Source organism: Sphingomonas parapaucimobilis NBRC 15100 (assembly GCF_000787715.1).
In the GTDB taxonomy this organism is placed as follows: domain Bacteria; phylum Pseudomonadota; class Alphaproteobacteria; order Sphingomonadales; family Sphingomonadaceae; genus Sphingomonas; species Sphingomonas parapaucimobilis.
Map to the genome: position 1 here is coordinate 22,264 of NZ_BBPI01000060.1, position 18,093 is coordinate 40,356.

The following is an 18,093-nucleotide window of genomic DNA, read 5'->3' on the forward strand; positions in this document are numbered from 1 at the left end:
GGGATTTGCCTGGTCAGGGACGGCGGCGCGGTGCAATTTCGTGGTCGGATGAAGACGTCATCTATCTCCGACGCGACGCCTCTCGACCTTGGGCTGTCTCAACCCCGTGGACTTCGAGCGCCAAAGCGCAGGTAGCTTGTCTTCGTGTCCGCGAAACCGGCAGCAGCTCACCGGCCGGCGGATCACCGTCGCGATCTGGCAAATCACCCCCGCTCTAATAGGTCACGGTTACGACGACGGTGTCGGTATAGAGGCCGGGGGCGGGCGTCGGTTGCACGGGCACCCGCCCATGGATCGCCAGCGCCTGGGCGAGGCCGGTGCCCGAGGCCTGGACTCCGCTGTCCCAGCTCGATGAGAAGGCGGGGTCGCGGAACAGGCCATAGGTGATGAAGCTGCCTGATGGTCCCCGCATCCGGCGGTCGCCCGATGCATCGGCATTGCGCCCGGCGTCGAGCCGCAGGGCATAGGGCGTCTGGCTGGTGCAGGTCAGGGTCAGGCCGCTTTGCGCCGTGACCGCCTGTGCCAGCACGCCGGTCGTCGGAAAGGTCAGCGCGGTGGCCGCGACCGTACAGCCCTTGGCGGGGGAGGCCGTCACCTCGAAGGTCGGACGGACGGAGGCGGTGCCTGCAAAACCGGTGCAGTTGGTGCTGGTGCCCAGCAGTTCGGCCCCATAGCTGAACAGCGTGGCGTTGCCGATGAAGCTGGAGCGATAGGCCCCCGGCACCGTCGTCCCCTGGCCGCCGAACAGTCGCGCATAGAGCGTGCGCGTTGCCGAACCGGCCCCGTTCAACAGGTTGGAGATGATGATCGCGGGCACTGTGCCCAATACCGGATTGTCCAGCGATCCCCAGGCGATCGATCGCGCCGCGTCCTGATAGAGCTGATACCGCAGCGATCCTGCGGTGCCCGTCATCAACCGGCCGGAGCCGTCCGTGCCGCCGCTGCCCGCGCCGATGCCGGGACAGACCTTGACGACGCTGAGCAGCGGGATGCTGGTGCAGGTGATCGTGACCGTCCCCGTCACATCGACCGGACCACTGGTCAGCAGCGAGGGGCTGCCGAAATCGATCGACGACACCGTGGCCGAACAGGTCTGCGCCTGTGCCGGGGCAGGCATTACCAGACAGGCGATGACGGCAAACAGCAGGAGGATCAGCCGGGTCATGGGGCCGTGCTCGCCATGGGCATACAGACGGCCCGGATGCGGACCTGATCTCCGGGTTGCGCTGCGAAGGGAAAACGCGCGCGGCAGCGGCGGCCATCGGGATCGGTGACGATCGCCTCGTTCCGCGCCCCGAGCGCATAGAGGAACGCGGCCCCGTCATAGCCGACCACATCCGGGGGCAGCCCGGCCCGTTCGATCCCCGAGCCCAGCGGCAACGGCCGCCCCTCGCCATCGATGAACTCGACCAGCGCCGTATCGGTTTCACGCGCCACGCCGAACGCGACGAGCGCGGGCACGCGGGTAAAGGCCACCGCCTCGGCATGGGTCGAGGCGATGCGTGCGTCGACCGGCAGCGAGGAGGGGTCGATCGAGATCGCGCTCGGCTCGAACGGGGCGATGTCGGGGACCAGCAGCTTGCCCGACGCGCCGGTGGTGCCGACCAGCTGGTTCTCGCGGTACACCCGCACGCCGCTCGCGCCCGCATCGGCCACCGCAAAGGACTGGTCGAGCCGCCGCGCCGCATAGAGGTCGCCACCGATCAACGCGACCGCGCCCTCCGCCTGCAAGGTCCCGGAGAGGTTGCCGCCCGCATAGAGGCCGGTCGCCTCGAACTGCGCGAAGCCGGTGGTATGGCGGACGATGGCATGGCCCGCCCGTTCGCGGCCATCGGCGACGCGTACCGACCAGCCCCAGGAGCCGGGCTCGTGCGCGCCCTGGCGCGACATCTCGGCATAGCCCGATGCGCGCCCCTCCGACACCGTCGCGCCGGTCGTCACCGAGGCGCGTCGCCCGAAGGGCAGGCTGGCCCCGACGAACAGGCCGAAGCTGCGGTCGCCGCTCAGGTCCGCAACGGCATTGGCGAACAGCGACAGACGCCCGACATTGGCGGTCGAGGACAGGCTGGCCAGCCGATAGCGGTCTCCCGCCGCCGTCCTGGAGTTGACCAGGCTGGCCCCGACCGAGGCCGAGGTCGCGGCGACGGGCAGCGACAAGGAAATCTGGTCGACCTCGCGCGGCGCCCCGAAGATCCGTCGGTCGCCCGCCAGGATCGGGCCGAAGGACGATGTGCGCGAGGCGAGATCCTCATAACGACCGATCGTCCGCATCGAACGGATCAGCACCGAAAAGCCGGAACGGCGCGTCTCGAAGGCGATATCGACCAGCCCGCCAGTGCGGCCCCCCGCCTGGCTGACCGCCCCGGCGAGCGACAGCAAGGCCTGGTCCCGCAACGTCACGACGCCGCCAGCGCCCAGCTGGACAAGGCCCGCGCCCAGTTCGGCATGCCCCTGCAGCGTCAGCCGATCGGTCATGCCGCGGCGCACCGAGGCGGAGGCGACCAACCGCCGATCATAGTCGTTCGACAGGATCGCATAGCTGCGCCGCGCAAAGCCGATCTCGGCGCTGAAATCGGTCAGCCCCTCCGCAAGCAATTGGGGCGAGGCATAGAAGGGTGCGGTCTGCACGGTTTCCCGCCCCAGCGCATCGCGGACGACGACGGTGGCGACGCCCGCGCCCTGCACGACCGGTGGGTGCATGACGGCATAGGGACCCTGGGGCACATCGGCCGACAGGGTGCGGACCCGGTCGATGAACAGGTCGAGCGTCGAGGGGGCGGCGGCGCTGCCCAGCAGTCGAGGGACCGGCATGGTGACGAGGTCGGGGCGCATGCCGAAAGACCGCTGGATCTGAAGGCCCGCCATGCGGATCGGGCGGGTCCAGGCATGGCCGCCATTGATCGTGTCGCCCATGCGCAGCGTCACCAGCCGCGCCGGGTCCTCATAGCTGTAGGTCGTGACCAGCCGGGTGAAGCGCGGCCCATCCGACAACAGGCCGACCGCGCTGCTCTCGAACAGGCCGAACGCACCGAACACGCGCGTCCCGAACGCGCCCGATGCGCCGGTAGAGCGTGGACCGACCGCACTCCGGTCCCCGCTGGCGAACAGCGTATAGTCCAGCACCGCGCCGAAGGGTGGCCGGTCGGGCGTCCGGCCGGAACGGTCGCCGCGCCCGCCGTCGATCAACGTCGGGTTCTGTACGGTCGGCCCCGCGGCCAGCCACATGATCTGGCGCATCTGTTCATAGCGGTAGCGCAGCCCGGAAATGCGCTCCAGCGGGACGTCGCCCGCCACCGCATCCGGCGGGACCTTGACCCCCAGCGTCCGCAACTGGGCGACGGGTGCGGTGAAACTGCCGTCTGCGCGTTGCGTGAACGACGCGACATAGCCGGTGGGCTTGTCGTTCAGATAGACCTCGAGCTGAAGCGCCTGATCCTGGCGGCTGGGGTCGACATCGACCCCGACACGAAGGCTGTCGGTGTCCTGCGCACCGGCCGTCTGCGCGCAGGCCAGCATGGCCAGGATGATCCAGGCCAGCTCACCGGCGCGGTTGGGTCGCAAGGGAGACCTCGATCGGGCCGCCATCGGAAACGGCCCGCATCCGCAGGTCGGTGCCGCCGGGCAGGGCGGTGCCGGGGTTCAGCGGAATGCGAAGGTCGGACCCGGCCAGCACATAACCGACCAGTCCCGACCGGGCGAGAAGCTGCCGGCTGCCCGCGATCAGCTGAAGGTCGGCGATGCGCAGGCGCCGGTTGCCCTTGTTGCGCCCGACCAGCGCCGCGCCGCCGCCCGACCGGTCGATCCGCCATTCCACATCGGGCATCCGGCGCGGGATGTCGGAGAAGAAGGCGGGGATCGACTGACGCACCACCAGATTGACGGTGCCCGGCTGTGCGCGGGTCGGTTCGGGCACTTCGTCGATCAGGACGCGATACGCTTCCTCGCCGACCGGTGCGGCCTTGGCCGTGCGGACGACGCGGATCAGATATTGCTGCTGCGGGGCCAGCGTGGAGAAGGGCGGGCTGGCGACCACGTCATTGGTGGGGGTCAGGACATCGGCTCCGTCGCGCGACGTCCACTTCATCACGCGGACCTGGATACGCACCGGCCGCTGCTCGGCATTGCTGAGCGTCAGCGAGGTCGTGCGGGCGCCCGGCAGCGGGTCGATGGCGACCGGTGCGACCCGGATGTCCGAGGCATGGCCGATCGCCGGGATCGTCAGCACCATCGCCCCCGTCGCCGCAAGCGCCCGCTTCATGGACGGCATCATCAGTATGTCACCGTGACCTGAACGGTGTCGGTATAGCTGCCCGCCGCCGGGGTGGTCTGGGCCGGGACGCGGCCATAGACCGTCAGCGACTGCACCGCGCCATTGCCGATCCCGGCCAGCGTGTCGGTGCCCGGGGTATTGCCCCAGATCTGCGACCGGGCGGGATCGCGGAACAGCTCATAGACCACCGTGGCCCCCGCGCCCGAGGTCAACCGCCGCGCCGCCACCGTCGCCCCCGTGCCCGCCCCGGCATTCAGGCCGATATTATAGGGGGTGGTGTTGGTACACTGGACGCCGATCGTGCTGGTCGAGGTGATCGCGGCCTGGATCACGCCGGTATTGCCGAAGGCCAGGTCGCTGGCCGAGGTCAGGCGGCATTCGGCCTGGATCGTCATCGATACCTGGAACTGCGTGCTCTGCTGCGCGGCGGCGGGATCGGCGATCAGGACGCAGCCCAGTGCCGCGATGCCGATATGTGCGAGATAGGGTTTCACGATATTGTGCCTCCAAATCACGTCTCATCAAAAGGCTGAAGTTCTTATCAAGCTGCTAAAGCTTCGGAATCGGACGAGAATTCTGGGATGCGGTCTTGATGACGGCGGCCTGTGCCTTGGCGCGCCGAACGTGCTAGGGCGCGGTCCATGTCGAAAACCCAAATTCAGGCCGGCAGCGTGACCGTCGACGGCGTCACCTATGACTGGCACCTCCAGCGCGAACCCCATCTGTCGGATGATGAAGGCTGGAAGGGCATGACCATCGCGCTTTCCGAACAGGGCGCCGGGCGCGAGGCGCATATGGAGTTCCCCGCCCCGAAGCGGCTGCTCAAGGGTTTGCCGCGCGGGCGGCTCCAGCTCGACGACCCGACGATCACGCGTTGCGTGCGCTCCGCCCTGGCGGCGGGCTGGGACCCGATGTCGCGCGGGCGGCCGGTGGTCTTCACGGTCGACGCGGAAGGGAATTGAGGCTGGATTTCCCTCTATTCCTCCCCCTGCAAGGGGGGGAAGGGGGGACTCAGGCCGGGCCGATCAGATCGAACGCCGCAATGGCCATGGTCCGGCCGTTGACGAGCAGTTCGACCTCATGGCGACCAAGATGGTGGCGGCGCGTGCTGAAATCGCGAAGGACCTGCCGGATGCCCAGCGTGGCCGAGGCCGATCCGGCAAGGTCGAAGGTCTTGAGCTTGAAGACTTTGGCCGCCGTCTTGCCTGCACCCCGCGCATAATGGAGTCGATAATCGACGACGAGGCGCTGGTCGGCTCGGGTCAGGGACGACAGCTCGGCCGCGAGCGTGACAGCCTCGCCCAGCTTGACGGTCGCGGGTTCGACGGTGAAACGATCGACCCGCACCGCCGCCCCATGCGCGACCCCGATCAGCGCCAGCGCGCGCGGATCGCCCTTTTTGATCAGCGTGCGCAAGCCATGGCGGATGATCCAGCCGGTATGCGGCGTATCCCGGTCCCAGCCTTCCAGATGATCGACCAGCCAGTCCGCACGATCCTTGCCGATATCGTTCAGATGGTTGGCGACCGACTTGCGGACATAGAGGCTGGGATCGTTCCGCAACGCCTCCAGGATCGGGGCGGCCAGCGTCGGATCGCCCCGCAGCGCCGGAACGCGTGACGCCCAGGGCAGGCGCGGGCGGCTGCCCTCGCTGGCGAGGCGACGGACATGCTCGTTCGGGTCGGTGGTCCAGCGCAGCATCTGCGCCAGCGTCCGCTCGGGGTCGGCGGCGAGGAATGGGCGGATGGCGAACTCCGCCGAGCCGAACCGGGTCAGGTCGGCCAGCGCCGCCAGCGACCGATCGAAATGGTCCAAGCCCTGTCTGGCGACGAACTCGGTGACGGCCATGGCCTGGAAGCTGTGGGTCAGCTGCGGCGCGATGGCCCGGACGATATCGAGCGCGGTCGCATAGTCGGTCGGCAAGGCCCCATGGAGCGCGTCGGCGAGATGGCGCACCCGCTCCATGATCGACAACCCTTCCAGCCCGTCCAGCGCCGCATCGAGAAAGCCCGCGCGGTTGAAGACGGGCGACGCCGCCGCACCCGCATCGGCGATGATCGTCACCGCCTCGCTGCCCAGAATGTCCTTCATCAGGGGATAGGCTTTTGCGTCGCTCATGATGGTCGGTCGTCCGCCCCGAATATCGCTGGTGGCGACCATTACCGCATGGACGCGATATCGTGTGCGCAAAATGCCGTCATCAGACCGCCGCGGGCACGTAACGCCGCTGCCACGGCCTGCCGACAGTCGCACCTTCGCCGCCTGAGCGCAGCCCGTGCCGGATACGGGCGCGGACAGCGACGTGATCGTCACCGGCACCCGTGAGCGGGGTCGGACCCAGTTCGATACGCCAGCGCAGTTGCTGCTCGACCGGCATCGCATTTTCACCGTCCGTCGCACCGGACCGGCCGGGGGAGTGTGCATCCGCGTCACGCCCGCGCTGTTCACGTCGATGGCAGAGGTCGACCGGCTGGCCGCTGCCTTGCCCGATCTCGTGGCAGCCTGCTGATCCGTCGAGTCTAGGTTTGGAAAAGGTCGGTTGGCCTTCTGCCCGAGTTGCCCGTCATGCCGTTCGGACCGATGACGATTGACGACGCTGGCAGGCCCGCCGGTTTCGCGACATAGCGAACGCCATGTCCTTCCCCCGACTCTCGCCATCCTGGTTCCGCCACCGGGTCCGATCCAGCGAAGCCAGCCTCGTTCTGCTCGCCATCGCGATCGGTGCGGCGGCGGGGCTGCTCAGCGTGGCGCAAGGGGCGATTGCGCGGGGATTGCAGCGGCTGCTGTTCACGCTGGAGGTGGATCAGCGCTTGAGCGCCAGCACGATCATCCCGGCCTGGGGGCTGCTCGCCCTGCCGCTGGGGGGATTGGTGCTGGTCCTGTTCTCGCGGGTCACGGGTGCGCGCAAGCGGCGGCTGGTCGACGCGGTGGAGGCCAATGCGCTGCATGGCGGGCGCATGTCCTGGTCGGACAGTCTGGTCATTTCGGGCCAGACGATCATCTCGAACGGCTTCGGCGCATCGGTCGGGCTGGAGGCGGCCTATGCGCAATTGGGTGCGGGGTTGGCGTCGATCACCGGCAGCTGGTTGCGGCTGCGGCGCGGCGACTTGCGCGTGCTGGTCGGGGCGGGGACGGGGGCGGCGATCGCGGGGGCGTTCGGCGCGCCGCTGGCCGGGGCCTTCTATGCCTTCGAGATCGTCATCGGCGCCTATACGCCTGCCGCCATCGCGCCGGTCGCCGCCGCCGCGCTGACCGGCGTGCTGGTCGCGCAGATGCTGGGGGCACAGCCCTACCTCGTCAATGCGGTGGCGGGCGAGGCGGTGTTGACCCATCATTACCTCATTTATGCCGGGCTGGGGGCCGTGGCGGCGGCGTTGGGCATCGCGCTGATGCACGCCGTCGCCGAAATGGAGATGCTGACCCGTCGCCTGCCCATCCCGGCGGCGTGGCGGCCGGTCTTGGGGGGCGTCCTGCTGATCCCGCTTGCCTGGCTGACGCCGCAGGTGCTGTCGGCGGGGCATGGGGCGCTGCATCTCGACCTGGAATATGGCCTGCCGCTCAGCTTCCTCGCCGCCATCTTCATCATGAAGAGTGCGGCGTCGATCGTATCGCTGGGTTTCGGTTTTCGCGGCGGCCTGTTCTTCGCGTCGCTGTTCCTCGGCAGCCTGCTCGGCCATATCTATGCCGACCTGATCGGGTGGGTGGCGGGAGCGCCGGTCGTCGATCCGCAAAATGCCGCGCTGGTCGGCATGGCGGCCTTCGCGGTGGCGGTGGTCGGCGGGCCGATGACCATGGCGATGCTGGTGCTGGAGGCCACGCACGACTTCTCGCTGGCGGGGGCGGCGATCGCGGCCTCGCTGGTCACGACGACCATCGTGCGCGAGACCTTCGGCTATTCCTTCTCGACCTGGCGGCTGCATCTGCGCGGCGAGACGATCAAGAGCGCCCGCGATATCGGCTGGATGCGGACCCTGACGGCGGGCCGCATGATGCGCCGGGTCGAGCGCGCGACGCCCTCGGCATGGACCATCGCCGAGTTTCGCCGCGCCTTTCCGCTGGGGTCGACCAGCCGCGTCGTGCTGGTTGATGAACAGGACCATTATGCCGGGATCGTCCAGACCGCGCGCGCCTATGTCGACGGGCTGGACCCGGCCGAGCCGGTCGCGACGCTCGCCATCCACCGCGACCATGCGCTGGCGCCCGAGGCGGATGTGAAGGCGGTCATGCGCGCGCTCGACGCGGCGGGGGCCGACGAAATGGCGGTCGTCGGCCCGGACCGGACGGTGCTGGGCCTGCTGTCCGAACCCTATGTCCGCCGCCGCTATGCCGAGGAGATGGACAAGGCGCAGCGGGCCTTGTTCGGCGAGGACTGACCGCACTTGTTTCATTCCTCCCCTGTAAGATGGGGGGACCATCCGCAGGATGGTGGAGGGGTGTCACCCTTCTCGATAGCGGGACACCCCTCCGTCAGGCCTTCGGCCTGCCACCTCCCCTTGCAGGGGAGGAATGAGCGGCCTCAGCGCGCTCCATCGATATAGCGGGTCACATTCTCCGCCAGCACATTCAGCGGCACGTTACCGCCATCGACCACGGCCTGGTCGAAATCGCGCAGATCATATCGCGCCCCGAGCGCCCTTTGCGCACGGGTGCGCTGCGACACGATCTCGGCCCGGCCGACCTCATAGCCGCAGGCCTGACCCGGCCAGGAGCAATAGCGGTCCACCTCGCTCTCGGCATTGCTGCGCGGCAGGCCGGTGGCGGCGACGAACTCGGCCAGCGCCTTGTCGCGCGACCAGCCGATCGCGTGGATGCCGGTATCGACGATCAGTCGCACCGCGCGCCAGGCGAGGCCCATCAGATAGCCCAGCCGCCCGGCGGGATCGTCCTGATACATGCCCAATTCATCGGCGAGCTGTTCGGAATAGAGCGCCCAGCCTTCCGAATAGGCGTTGAACGCCAGGATCGACCGGATCAGCGGCAGCTTCTGCGCATATTCGCCCTGCCAGACATGGCCGGGTATCCCCTCATGATAGACGAGGTCGGGGATGGTCACGCGGTTGTGGATCGACGGATCGCCCAGGTTCACCCAGACCTTGCCCGGCACGCTGCCGTCGATGGTGCCGGGGCCGCCATAGGCCGCAGGTGCGCCCGGCTCCTGCGCCAGCGGCATCCGCCGGATTTCCAGATTCCCGCGCGCCAGCCGACGGAACGCATCGGGCAGGCGCGGGCGGATCGCGTCGATCCGGCCCTGCATATAGGCCACGATCTGCCGCCGCCCTTCGTCGCCATCGGGAAAGCCGATGCCGGTGCGCTTCTGGTAGGCGATGGCGCGCTCGGCGACGCTGCCCTGGGTCAGCCCTTCACTGCGCAGGATGATGTCCATCTGCGCCTGGAGATCGGCGAGCCGGGCCTTGCCCATGGCATGCAGCTCGGCTGCGCTGCGCCGTGTGGTGGTCCCGGCGCGAAGGCCCCAGGCATACCATTCCGGCCCGTGCGGGCGGACATTCATGCCGGGCGCCGTGATCGCCACGCCGCGCTGTGCCTGTAGCTCGGCCAGCTGCCGCTCCAGCGCGGGCACGATCGCCGAGCGGACGATCCGGGTGGCGCGGTTGGTCCAGTCGCCGGGGATCGCGGTCGTCTTGCGGGCAAGCGGGCCGATCAGCGGGCCGTCGGCCTTCGCCGCCTCGGCGATGGTGCCGGTCATGCCCTTGATCGTCTTGTCGAGCAGGAAGGACGGCGGCACCAGCCCCTGTTCGCGCGCCTGACGGATTCGTACCGTCTCCCCCTCCAGTTGCGCGGGCATGGCGGCGAGGCGGGCGAGATAGGCCTCCGCATCTGCCTGGTCGCGGACCGGCTGGTCGCCGTCGAGCATCTGCGGCACGTCCAGCCACGCGCCGACATTCTGGATGACGGCATAGGGCGTGTTGCGCCAGTCGCCGATCGTCGCGACGCCGTAGGGCAGCGCCATGCCGTCCAGCGCGGTCTGGAAGGCGCTTTCGACTACCGCAAGGCTGGTCAGCGTGGAGGAATCGAGCCCGGTTCGCGGCACCCGCGCCACCTGCTTCAGGCCATCGGCCAGGAAACGCTGCCGCGCCGCGATACCGGCGGGCGAGCGATCCTCCAGCCTGCGCCGCAGATCGGCATGGGGGCCGGTATCCACGCCCAGCGTCGTCGCCCGCTCGGGCACGAGTTCGAGCAACTGCCACGCCAGCCGATCAAGCAGCGCGCCCGCATCGCGGGCGGGGGCGGCGGCGCTTAAGGAGGCGGTGGCGGAGAGGGCGGTGATCCCGGCCAGGGTTTCGCGACGGGAGAAAAAGCTGGTCATTGCGGTAGGATGACCGGCGCGGAGGCACAGGTCAAACGGGGATGCGGCCGCCTTGCAGTTGTAACATAATGTTCATGCCCGTGTCGCTTTCCTGTCTCTCCGCCGCCTTACCGCCGGTCGGGAAAGCAAAAGGGGCAGGCGGTTCATGACGATTTTCGCGCGACTGGTGGGGGCTTCGGCATGGGGCCTGTTGCTGGCGGGTACGGCCTCGGCGCAGGAGCCTGCCGTGCCGCAGGGGCTGAAGCTCGACCGGGTCGTGCTGCTCATGCGGCACGGTGTCCGCCCGCCGACCAAGTCGCCGCCGATGCCCGAGGGCACCGCGAACCAGCCGTGGCCGAATTGGCCGGTCGCGCCGGGCTATCTGACCCCGCACGGGCGCGCGGGCGTCGAGCGGCTGGGAAGCTATGACCGGCGCGTCTGGACGGCGGCGGGCCTGCTGCCGCGATCGGGTTGCGCCCAAATCCGCATCGTCGCCGATAGCGACGAACGCACGATCCGCACCGCCGAGGCCTATGCCGCCGCGCTCGCGCCCGGCTGTACCGTCGCGATCGATCACAAGCCGCAGGACGTGGCCGACCCGATCTTCTCGCCGATCGACGAGCGGGCGGTGGCGTTCGATGCGGCAAAGGCGCGGGCGGCGGTGCTGGCGGGGGCAGGGGGCGAGGCGGGGTTGGCGGCGCTCGACACGCGGCTGGCGCCCGAACTGGCGCGGCTGGACGCGATCCTCTGCGCGCCCGCTTCGCTGAACTGCGGCGTGCGGCAGAAGCCGACCGGACTGGCCCCGGCCAAACCCGGCAAGCGGCCCAAGCTGACGGGCGCGGTCGACCGGGCGTCGACGGCGGCGCAAATCCTGCTGCTCGAATATGCCGAAGGCAAGCCGATGGCTGAGGTGGGCTGGGGGCGTGCGACTCCCGCCGATATCGAGCGGCTGGGCGTGTTCCATGCGGAGGAGTTCCGTCTTCTCGCCCGGCCGCGCTATGTCGCCAAGGCGAATATGGCGGGGATCGCGCCGCTGGTGGTTCAGGGGCTGGCGCGGGGCAAGGGGCCGGTCGTGACCATGATCTCGGGTCACGACACCAATATCGCGAGCCTGGGTGGATTGCTCGACCTGCATTGGAAGGTGCCTGGGCTGGCCGCGGACGATCCCGCGCCGGGCGGGGCCATCGTGCTGGAGCGCTTGGTCGATGCGCGGGGGCAGGCCTATGTCCGCGCGCTGTATCGGTCGCAGACTATCGAACAGTTTCGCAAGCTGGCCGATCCGGCGGTGGAGGCGCCTTACGTGACGGTGCTGCCGATCGCGGGCTGCAAGGCGCGGGGTATAGTGGGGCTCTGCACGATGCAGGCGTTCCAGACGCAGCTTACCCGCTAAACCATTCCTCCCCAAGCTCGCTTGGGAAGGGGGACCGCCGCGCAGCGGTGGTGGAGGGGCCGGTGCCCGTGCCCCTCCACCACGCTCTTCAATCGCGGTCCCCCTCCCCATCTGACGATGGGGAGGAATTGGCGGGCCTTACCAGGTCAGGTTCAACCGGCCGTACAGCTGCCGCCCGTTGAAGCCGAAGGGCGAGTAATAGGGGAATGCCGTCACGCCATTGTTGTTGAGCGCGGCGGGCGTCGTGCGGGGATAGACGTCGAACAGGTTCGATGCGCCCAGGGCGAACGACACATTGTCGTTGAAGCGATAGCGCCCCTCGAGATCGACGATGGTGCGCGCACCCGTATAGAGGTCGTTGGCGACGACCGATCCGGGTTGCAGCACATCGCCATAATGCACCGCGCGAAGCATCGCGCCGACCGCCTGCCGGGTCCAGTCGACCGAGCCGACGATCTTGGTGCGCGGCGTGCCCTGCTCGATGGTCAGGATGCGATTGCGGCCGAACAGGCTGGGCGCGGGGTTCAGCGCCGCGGTCGAGGTCGGCACGCGATCGACCGACAGGTCGTTGACGTTCGCCGCCGCGCTCAGGTTGAAATTGCCGAGCGTCTCGCTGCGCCAGTTATAGGCCGCGACGATGTCGAGGCCCTTGGTCGTGGTCTGGACGCCGTTGATGAAGAAGCGCGCGGCCTGCACCCCGAAGGGGGACAGCAGGTCGCCAACCTGGGTGCTGGCTGAGGACTGGATATTCTCCGACAGCACGATCTGGTTGCGGATGCGGATGCGATAGCCGTCGACGGTCAGACTGAACCCGCCGAAGCGCACGACCGTGCCCAGCGAATAGTTGCGCGACTTCTCCGGCTCCAGTGGCAGCGCGCCCAGTCTGCGGGCAAGGGGGCTGTCGACCGGATAGAGGCCAGTTTCCAGGATGGTGCCGTTCGTTACCAGCGTCTGGGTCGAGGTATAATATTGCTGTTGCAGCGACGGCGCGCGGAAGCCGGTCGACAGCGTGCCACGGAAGGCCAGCCACGGGGCCACGTCATACCGGGCCGAGAATTTGGCGGTCGCCGTCTCGCCGAAGTCCGAATAGCTCTCGCCCCGCACCGCCGCGCCCAGGGTCAGGCGATCCCACAGCTTGGCCTCGACATCCAGGTACAGGCTGCCGTTGCTGCGATGCGCATCGACCTGGTTTTCGGGCCGGAAGCCGACAAAGCCCTGCGCGCCCGAGGCCAGGTTGGCCGCCGCGCCGGGCGCGCGGTTGTAGCTTTCGGGCTGGCCCGCATCGATCTTGAAGCCTTCGCGCCGATATTCGGCCCCCGCCGCGACATTGAAGACCGCCGCGCCCAGCGTATATTCGCGCGACAGGTCCAGCCCGGTGACGAACTGGTCATAGGTGAGGCGACCATCGTCGAAGTTGCGCAGCGTCGCATTGCCATAGGTCGAATTGGCCGAATTCAGCGTCGCGAAGTCGATCGTGTTGCGGCCATAGCTGACGGTCAGGTCGGCATTCCAGTCGCCGATCGTCCCGCGCACGCCGCCGGTCGCGTTATAGTCGCGCGAAGTGGTGCCGATTAGCGGCAGGAAGCCGTCGGGATACAGGCCCCGTACCGCCTCGGCATTTACGTTGTTCGCGCCCGCGACACGCGGAAAGGCCGCGCTTTCGCTGCTGCGCTGCTGGAAACCACCATTGGCGTAGGCGGTCCAGCCGCTGTCGGCGAGCGGCAGCGCGGCGTTGAGATATACCGTGCCCTGCTCGATCTGCGGATCGCCGAAACGGGCGCGGATGCGCAAGGGCGCGGGGCCGCGCGGGTCGATATCGGCGCGGTTGGTCGGCTGGCGCGCGACATATTCGCCCGACAGGGTGAGGAAGCCGTCGCTGCCCAGGCCGAAGCCCTTCCAGCCGCTGATCGTCACGGACTCGCCGTCGCGGACCGAGCGCGAGGTGCGCGCGGCGTCATATTGGGTGGCGAAGGTGCCGAAGGTCACGTTCGCCCCGCCGCCCGAACGTGCCTCGCGCAGTCGCAGATTGACCACGCCCGCAATCGCGTCCGAACCATATTGCGCCGACGCGCCGTCGCGTAGCACTTCTACCCGGTCGAGCGCGACGGTGGGGATGGTGTTCAGGTCGACCGCTGCCGCACCGCGTCCGATCGAGCCGTTGATGTTGAGCAACGCGGAGGTATGCGCGCGCGTGCCGTTGATGAGCACCAGCGTCTGGTCGGGCGACAGGCCGCGCAACGTGGCGGGGCGGATCGCATCGGTGCCGTCCACCGCCGCCTGACGCGGGAAGTCGATCGAGGGGGCGACGCTTGACAGCGCCTGGGCCAGCTCGGTCGTTCCCTGCGCGCGCAGGGCGTTGCCGCTCAGCACGTCGACCGGCGACACGGAGTCGAGGCGGCTGCGCCCCTGCGCCCGGGTGCCGGTGACGACGATGTCGTTCTGCGCCGGGGCCGCGGCGGGTTCGGCCTCGGTCTGGGCGGTCGGCTCGGTCGTGCTCTGGGCCAGGGCGGGTGCCGCCAGCAGCGGGCTCAGCAACATGGTGCCGCCAAGCAGCATGGATCGCGCGGTGCGCATAGGATCATTCCCCCTATTCTTATCAAGATGAGACTTGTTGCTCGTATCTCTACACCGATGCTGGGAATTGGGGCGCAAGGCTTCCTTGGGGGGCGATAAGGTTGGCTTGGTGGTGACGGATGGTTGGCCAACGCGATGATCGAATGCCGCCCATTCGAACGATGTTCGTCATTTATGTTCCTTCGCCCCTCTCTGAGGGGAGAGGGTTGCGCAGACTTGGTCTTTGCGAAAGCAAAGGCTTAGTCGGAGCTGGGTGAGGGGTGCTGCGCTCGCTAGCCGAGCGCGCGAGCCTCCGGCTCGCTCGACCCCTCGCCCAAGCTGCGCTAGCCAGCAGGCTGGCAAGCTCCGCTAACCCTCTCCCCTGTCCAGGGGAGAGGGGAGCATGAGAAAAGACTTACCAGACGTGGACGCGCTGTTCCGGGGTCAGGTACAGCTTCTGGCCCGGCTGCACCTTGAACGGGCCGTACCAGGCGTCGAGGTTGCGCACGGTCAGCACGCGCCACGGGGCGGGGGCGTGGACATCGGTGGCGATCCGCGCCCGCAGCGCCTTTTCGCGCATCTTGGTCCGCCAGCTCTGCGCAAAGGCCAGGAAGAAGCGCTGGTCGCCGGTCAGCCCGTCGATCACGGGCGCGGGCTTGCCGCCCAGTGAGGCCTTGTACGCCTCATAAGAGGCGGTCAGCCCGGCGACGTCGGCGATATTCTCGCCCAGTTCCTGCTCGCCGTTCAGGTGAAGGCCCGGCAATGCCTCATAGGCGCTGTACTGCGCGACCAGCGCCTGACCGGCTCCCTCGAAGCGCTTGAGGTCAGACGGCGTCCACCAATTGTGCAGGCGGCCGGTGGAGTCGAAATCGGACCCCAGATTGTCGAAGCTGTGGCTGATCTCATGCCCGATCACCGATCCGATCGCGCCGTAATTGGCCGCCGCGTCGAACTTCGGGTCGAAATAGGGGCTTTCCAGGATCGCGGCGGGGAAGTTCAGCGCGTTCTGGAGCGGCAGGTTGACCGCGTTCACCGTCTGCGGCGTCATCCACCATTCGCCGCGATCGACCGGCTTGCCCAGCTTGGTCAGGTGATAGCGATAGAGGGACAATTTGGCGCGCTGGGCGTTGCCGACGGGGTCGTCGGCGCGAACCTCGAACTTCGGATAATTCCACCAATGGTCGGGATAGCCGACGCCGACCTTCAGCACCGCCAGCTTGGCGCGCGCTTCCTTCTTGGTCGCGGGGGCCATCCAGTCGAGCGCGGCGATCCGCCGGTCGAAGGCGGCGACGATGTTCTTCACCATCTTCTGGATTTCGGTCTTGGACGAGGCCGGGAAATAGCGTGCGGCGTAGATCTTGCCGACCGCCTCGCCCAGCGCGCCGTTGACGGCGGAGATACCCCGCTTCTCGCGCGGCTGCTGCGCGGGCGTGCCGTTCAGCGTACGGCCGTAAAAGCCGAACGACGCATCGTCGATCGCCTTGGGCAGCGAACTGGTCACCTGGTTGATGCTGTGGAAGGCCAGCCAGTCCTGCCAGCTCTGCAGCGGCTCGCTGGCGACCAGCGCCGACAGCTTGGTGATCGCGTCGGGCTGCCATGCGATGAAGTCGCGCTGGCTGGCGGGTACGCCCGATGCGGTCCAGAAGGCGTTCCAGTCGATGCCCGGCGCCTTGGCGTCGAAATCGGCGCGGGTCCAGGGATTGTCCCCCTTGTGCGCGTCCTGGCTGGCGATGATGTCGGTCTGCGCGGCGGCGATCTTCATCTCCAGCGCGAAGACCCGGTCGGCCCTTCCTTGCGGATCGGACAGCCCGGCCAGCGTCATCAACTGGGTCAGATAGGCGCGGTAGGCGGTGCGGATCTCTGCCATCTCCGGCTTGTCCGACAGATAATAGTCGCGGTCGGGCAGGCCAAGCCCGCCCTGCATCAGATAGGGCACGTTGCGGGTCGGGTGGTTCAGGTCCTGGCTGACGAACAGGCCGAACAGGTCGTTGGTGCTGGCGTAATTGTTGTTGTTGAACGGATCGGTGTCCGACCGCATGGCCGCGCCGATCGCGCGTGACAGGTCGCTTTTGTCCTTGATCGCGGCAATGGCGGCGAGGTCGCTCTGGATCGGCTTCAGCCCGCGCGCCTCGATCCCGGCCGTGTCGGTATAGGCGGTATAATAATCGGCGATCCGCTGCTCATCGCTGCCGGGCGCGCCCTTGGCCGATGCAGCGCCCTTGATGATCGCGGCGGTGCGCGCCTCGGCCCGCAGCGACACGTCTAGCCCGACGCCGATCGAGGAGCGATCCGCCGGAATCTGCGCGGTCTTGATCCACGTCCCATTGGCATAGTCGTTGAAATTGTCGCCGGGTTTGACGCTGGGGTCGATCAGCGCCTTGTCGACGCCAGGCAACAGACCCGTCTGGGCAATGGCGGCGGAGGAGGCGAGGAGGGCGACGGCAAAAGCAAAGCGCTTCATGATGATCCTGCAATCGGGAGTTTATGCCCGATGGAGCACCCTTCACCGCCCCCAAGTCAAGGATCATAACATGAACTTCGCGTCATGATCCCTGCTTATGGAAAGCCCTTGCCGCCATGCGCGCCGACGGCGGTGCCGGTGGAGAAGGTCGCCTCGCCGCTCGCCAGAGCGACATAGAGCGAGGCCAGTTCGGCGGGCTGCCCTGCGCGGCCGAGCGAGGTGTCCTGGCCGAACTCGTGCATCTTGCCCGGCAACTGCCCGCCCGCGACCTGAAGCGGGGTCCAGATCGGGCCGGGCGACACCGCGTTGACGCGGATACCCTTCTTCGCCAACTGCTTGGCCATGCCGCGGGTCAAATTCTGGATCGCCGCCTTGGTCGATGCATAGTCGATCAGGTCCTCGCCCGGATCATAGCTGTTCTGCGAGATGGTGTTGATGATGACCGATCCCGGCGGCATCGACGGGATCGCCGCCTTGGAAAAGCGGAAGACGTGATAGACGTTCGTCTCATAGGTGCGGACGAACTGTTCATCGCTGATCTCCATGATGTCCGCCTTGGACTGTTGATAGGCGGCATTGTTGACCAGCAGGTCCAGCCCGCCGAGCTGCGCGATCGCCTTGCGCACCACCTCCTCGCAGGCCTTTTGCGTGCGGATGTCGGCGGGCAGCAGCACCGCCTTGCGCCCCGCCTGACGGATCAGGTCGGCGACCTCGCGCGCATCGGGTTCCTCGCTGGGGTGGTAGTTGATCGCGACATCGGCCCCTTCACGCGCAAAGGCGATGGCGGCGGCGCGCCCGATGCCGCTGTCCCCGCCGGTCAGCAGTGCCTTGCGACCCGTCAGCTTGCCCGATCCGCGATAGCTGGTCTCGCCATGATCGGGGCGCGGCGTCATCTTGCTGGCGAGCGCGGGCCAAGGCTGGCGCTGCTCGGGGAAGGGCGTGCGGGTATAGGCCGAGCGCGGATCGCGCAGGCTGGGCACGCCGTCGCCACCCGCCTGCGCCATCGCCGTGCCCGGCGCGGCCGTTGCCGCCAACCCCAACGCCGCCCCGCCCAGGACGCCGCGTCGCGAGGTTTCGTAATCGCTCATGTCGATGTCCTTCACGAAAGACAAGGG

13 protein-coding genes are annotated in these 18,093 nt (G+C 68.1%); 4 read left to right on the forward strand and 9 right to left on the reverse strand.

Annotated elements, in window-relative coordinates; translation table 11 throughout:
* Positions 1-214 precede the first annotated feature (214 nt).
* The 4 genes from SP5_RS10020 to SP5_RS10035 are packed head-to-tail and all read right to left on the reverse strand — an operon-like array spanning position 215 to position 4,764.
* Entirely contained in the window at positions 215-1,165 is a 951-nt protein-coding gene (locus tag SP5_RS10020; RefSeq protein ID WP_042487815.1) for a Csu type fimbrial protein, read from the reverse strand.
* A complete protein-coding gene (locus SP5_RS10025) occupies positions 1,162-3,561 on the reverse strand; it encodes a fimbria/pilus outer membrane usher protein (protein WP_052811483.1) in 2,400 nt (799 codons plus the stop codon). Before SP5_RS10025 ends, SP5_RS10020 begins: the two co-directional genes overlap by 4 nt.
* Positions 3,539-4,270, reverse strand: coding sequence for a fimbrial biogenesis chaperone (locus tag SP5_RS10030; RefSeq protein ID WP_052811484.1), 732 nt, complete (start codon positions 4,268-4,270; stop codon positions 3,539-3,541). The genes SP5_RS10025 and SP5_RS10030 overlap by 23 nt, the downstream gene beginning before the upstream one ends.
* Positions 4,270-4,764: a Csu type fimbrial protein gene (locus SP5_RS10035; RefSeq protein WP_241823589.1), complete on the reverse strand. Its 495-nt coding sequence runs from the start codon at positions 4,762-4,764 to the stop codon at positions 4,270-4,272. Before SP5_RS10035 ends, SP5_RS10030 begins: the two co-directional genes overlap by 1 nt.
* Positions 4,765-4,911: 147 nt before the next feature.
* Here SP5_RS10035 and SP5_RS10040 point away from each other — a divergent pair, with 147 nt between their 5' ends.
* Entirely contained in the window at positions 4,912-5,232 is a 321-nt protein-coding gene (locus SP5_RS10040; RefSeq protein WP_042487819.1) for a hypothetical protein, read from the forward strand.
* A gap of 49 nt (positions 5,233-5,281) precedes the next feature.
* On the opposite strand, the gene SP5_RS10045 is transcribed toward SP5_RS10040, so the two are convergent.
* Positions 5,282-6,388, reverse strand: a complete 1,107-nt coding sequence (locus SP5_RS10045; protein WP_042488007.1) for a DNA alkylation repair protein — start codon at positions 6,386-6,388, stop codon at positions 5,282-5,284.
* 157 nt (positions 6,389-6,545) lie between these two features.
* Here SP5_RS10045 and SP5_RS10050 point away from each other — a divergent pair, with 157 nt between their 5' ends.
* On the forward strand, positions 6,546-6,779 hold the full coding sequence (locus SP5_RS10050) for a hypothetical protein (RefSeq protein WP_042487821.1): 234 nt from the start codon (positions 6,546-6,548) through the stop codon (positions 6,777-6,779).
* 124 nt (positions 6,780-6,903) lie between these two features.
* Positions 6,904-8,643 carry a chloride channel protein gene (locus tag SP5_RS10055; protein WP_042487824.1) on the forward strand — a complete coding sequence of 580 codons (1,740 nt, stop codon included), beginning with the start codon at positions 6,904-6,906 and terminating at the stop codon, positions 8,641-8,643.
* A 143-nt stretch (positions 8,644-8,786) separates the two neighbouring features.
* Here SP5_RS10055 and SP5_RS10060 read toward each other — a convergent pair whose 3' ends face one another.
* Entirely contained in the window at positions 8,787-10,595 is a 1,809-nt protein-coding gene (locus SP5_RS10060) for a DUF885 domain-containing protein (RefSeq protein WP_042487827.1), read from the reverse strand.
* Between the two features lie 145 nt (positions 10,596-10,740).
* On the opposite strand from SP5_RS10060, the gene SP5_RS10065 reads away from it, so the two are divergent.
* Positions 10,741-11,964, forward strand: coding sequence for a histidine-type phosphatase (locus SP5_RS10065; protein ID WP_042487830.1), 1,224 nt, complete (start codon positions 10,741-10,743; stop codon positions 11,962-11,964).
* A gap of 138 nt (positions 11,965-12,102) precedes the next feature.
* Here the strand turns inward: SP5_RS10065 and SP5_RS10070 are convergent, their stop codons facing one another.
* From SP5_RS10070 to SP5_RS10080, 3 genes are all read right to left on the reverse strand, one after another.
* The gene (locus SP5_RS10070; protein WP_084220645.1) at positions 12,103-14,538 is read right to left on the reverse strand and encodes a TonB-dependent receptor plug domain-containing protein; all 2,436 of its coding nucleotides are present in this window, start codon (positions 14,536-14,538) and stop codon (positions 12,103-12,105) included.
* Between the two features lie 394 nt (positions 14,539-14,932).
* Positions 14,933-16,978 carry a M13 family metallopeptidase gene (locus SP5_RS10075; RefSeq protein ID WP_157013660.1) on the reverse strand — a complete coding sequence of 682 codons (2,046 nt, stop codon included), beginning with the start codon at positions 16,976-16,978 and terminating at the stop codon, positions 14,933-14,935.
* Between the two features lie 95 nt (positions 16,979-17,073).
* Complete coding sequence (locus SP5_RS10080) at positions 17,074-18,066, reverse strand: SDR family oxidoreductase (protein ID WP_042488015.1); 993 nt, start codon at positions 18,064-18,066, stop codon at positions 17,074-17,076.
* Positions 18,067-18,093 lie beyond the last annotated feature (27 nt).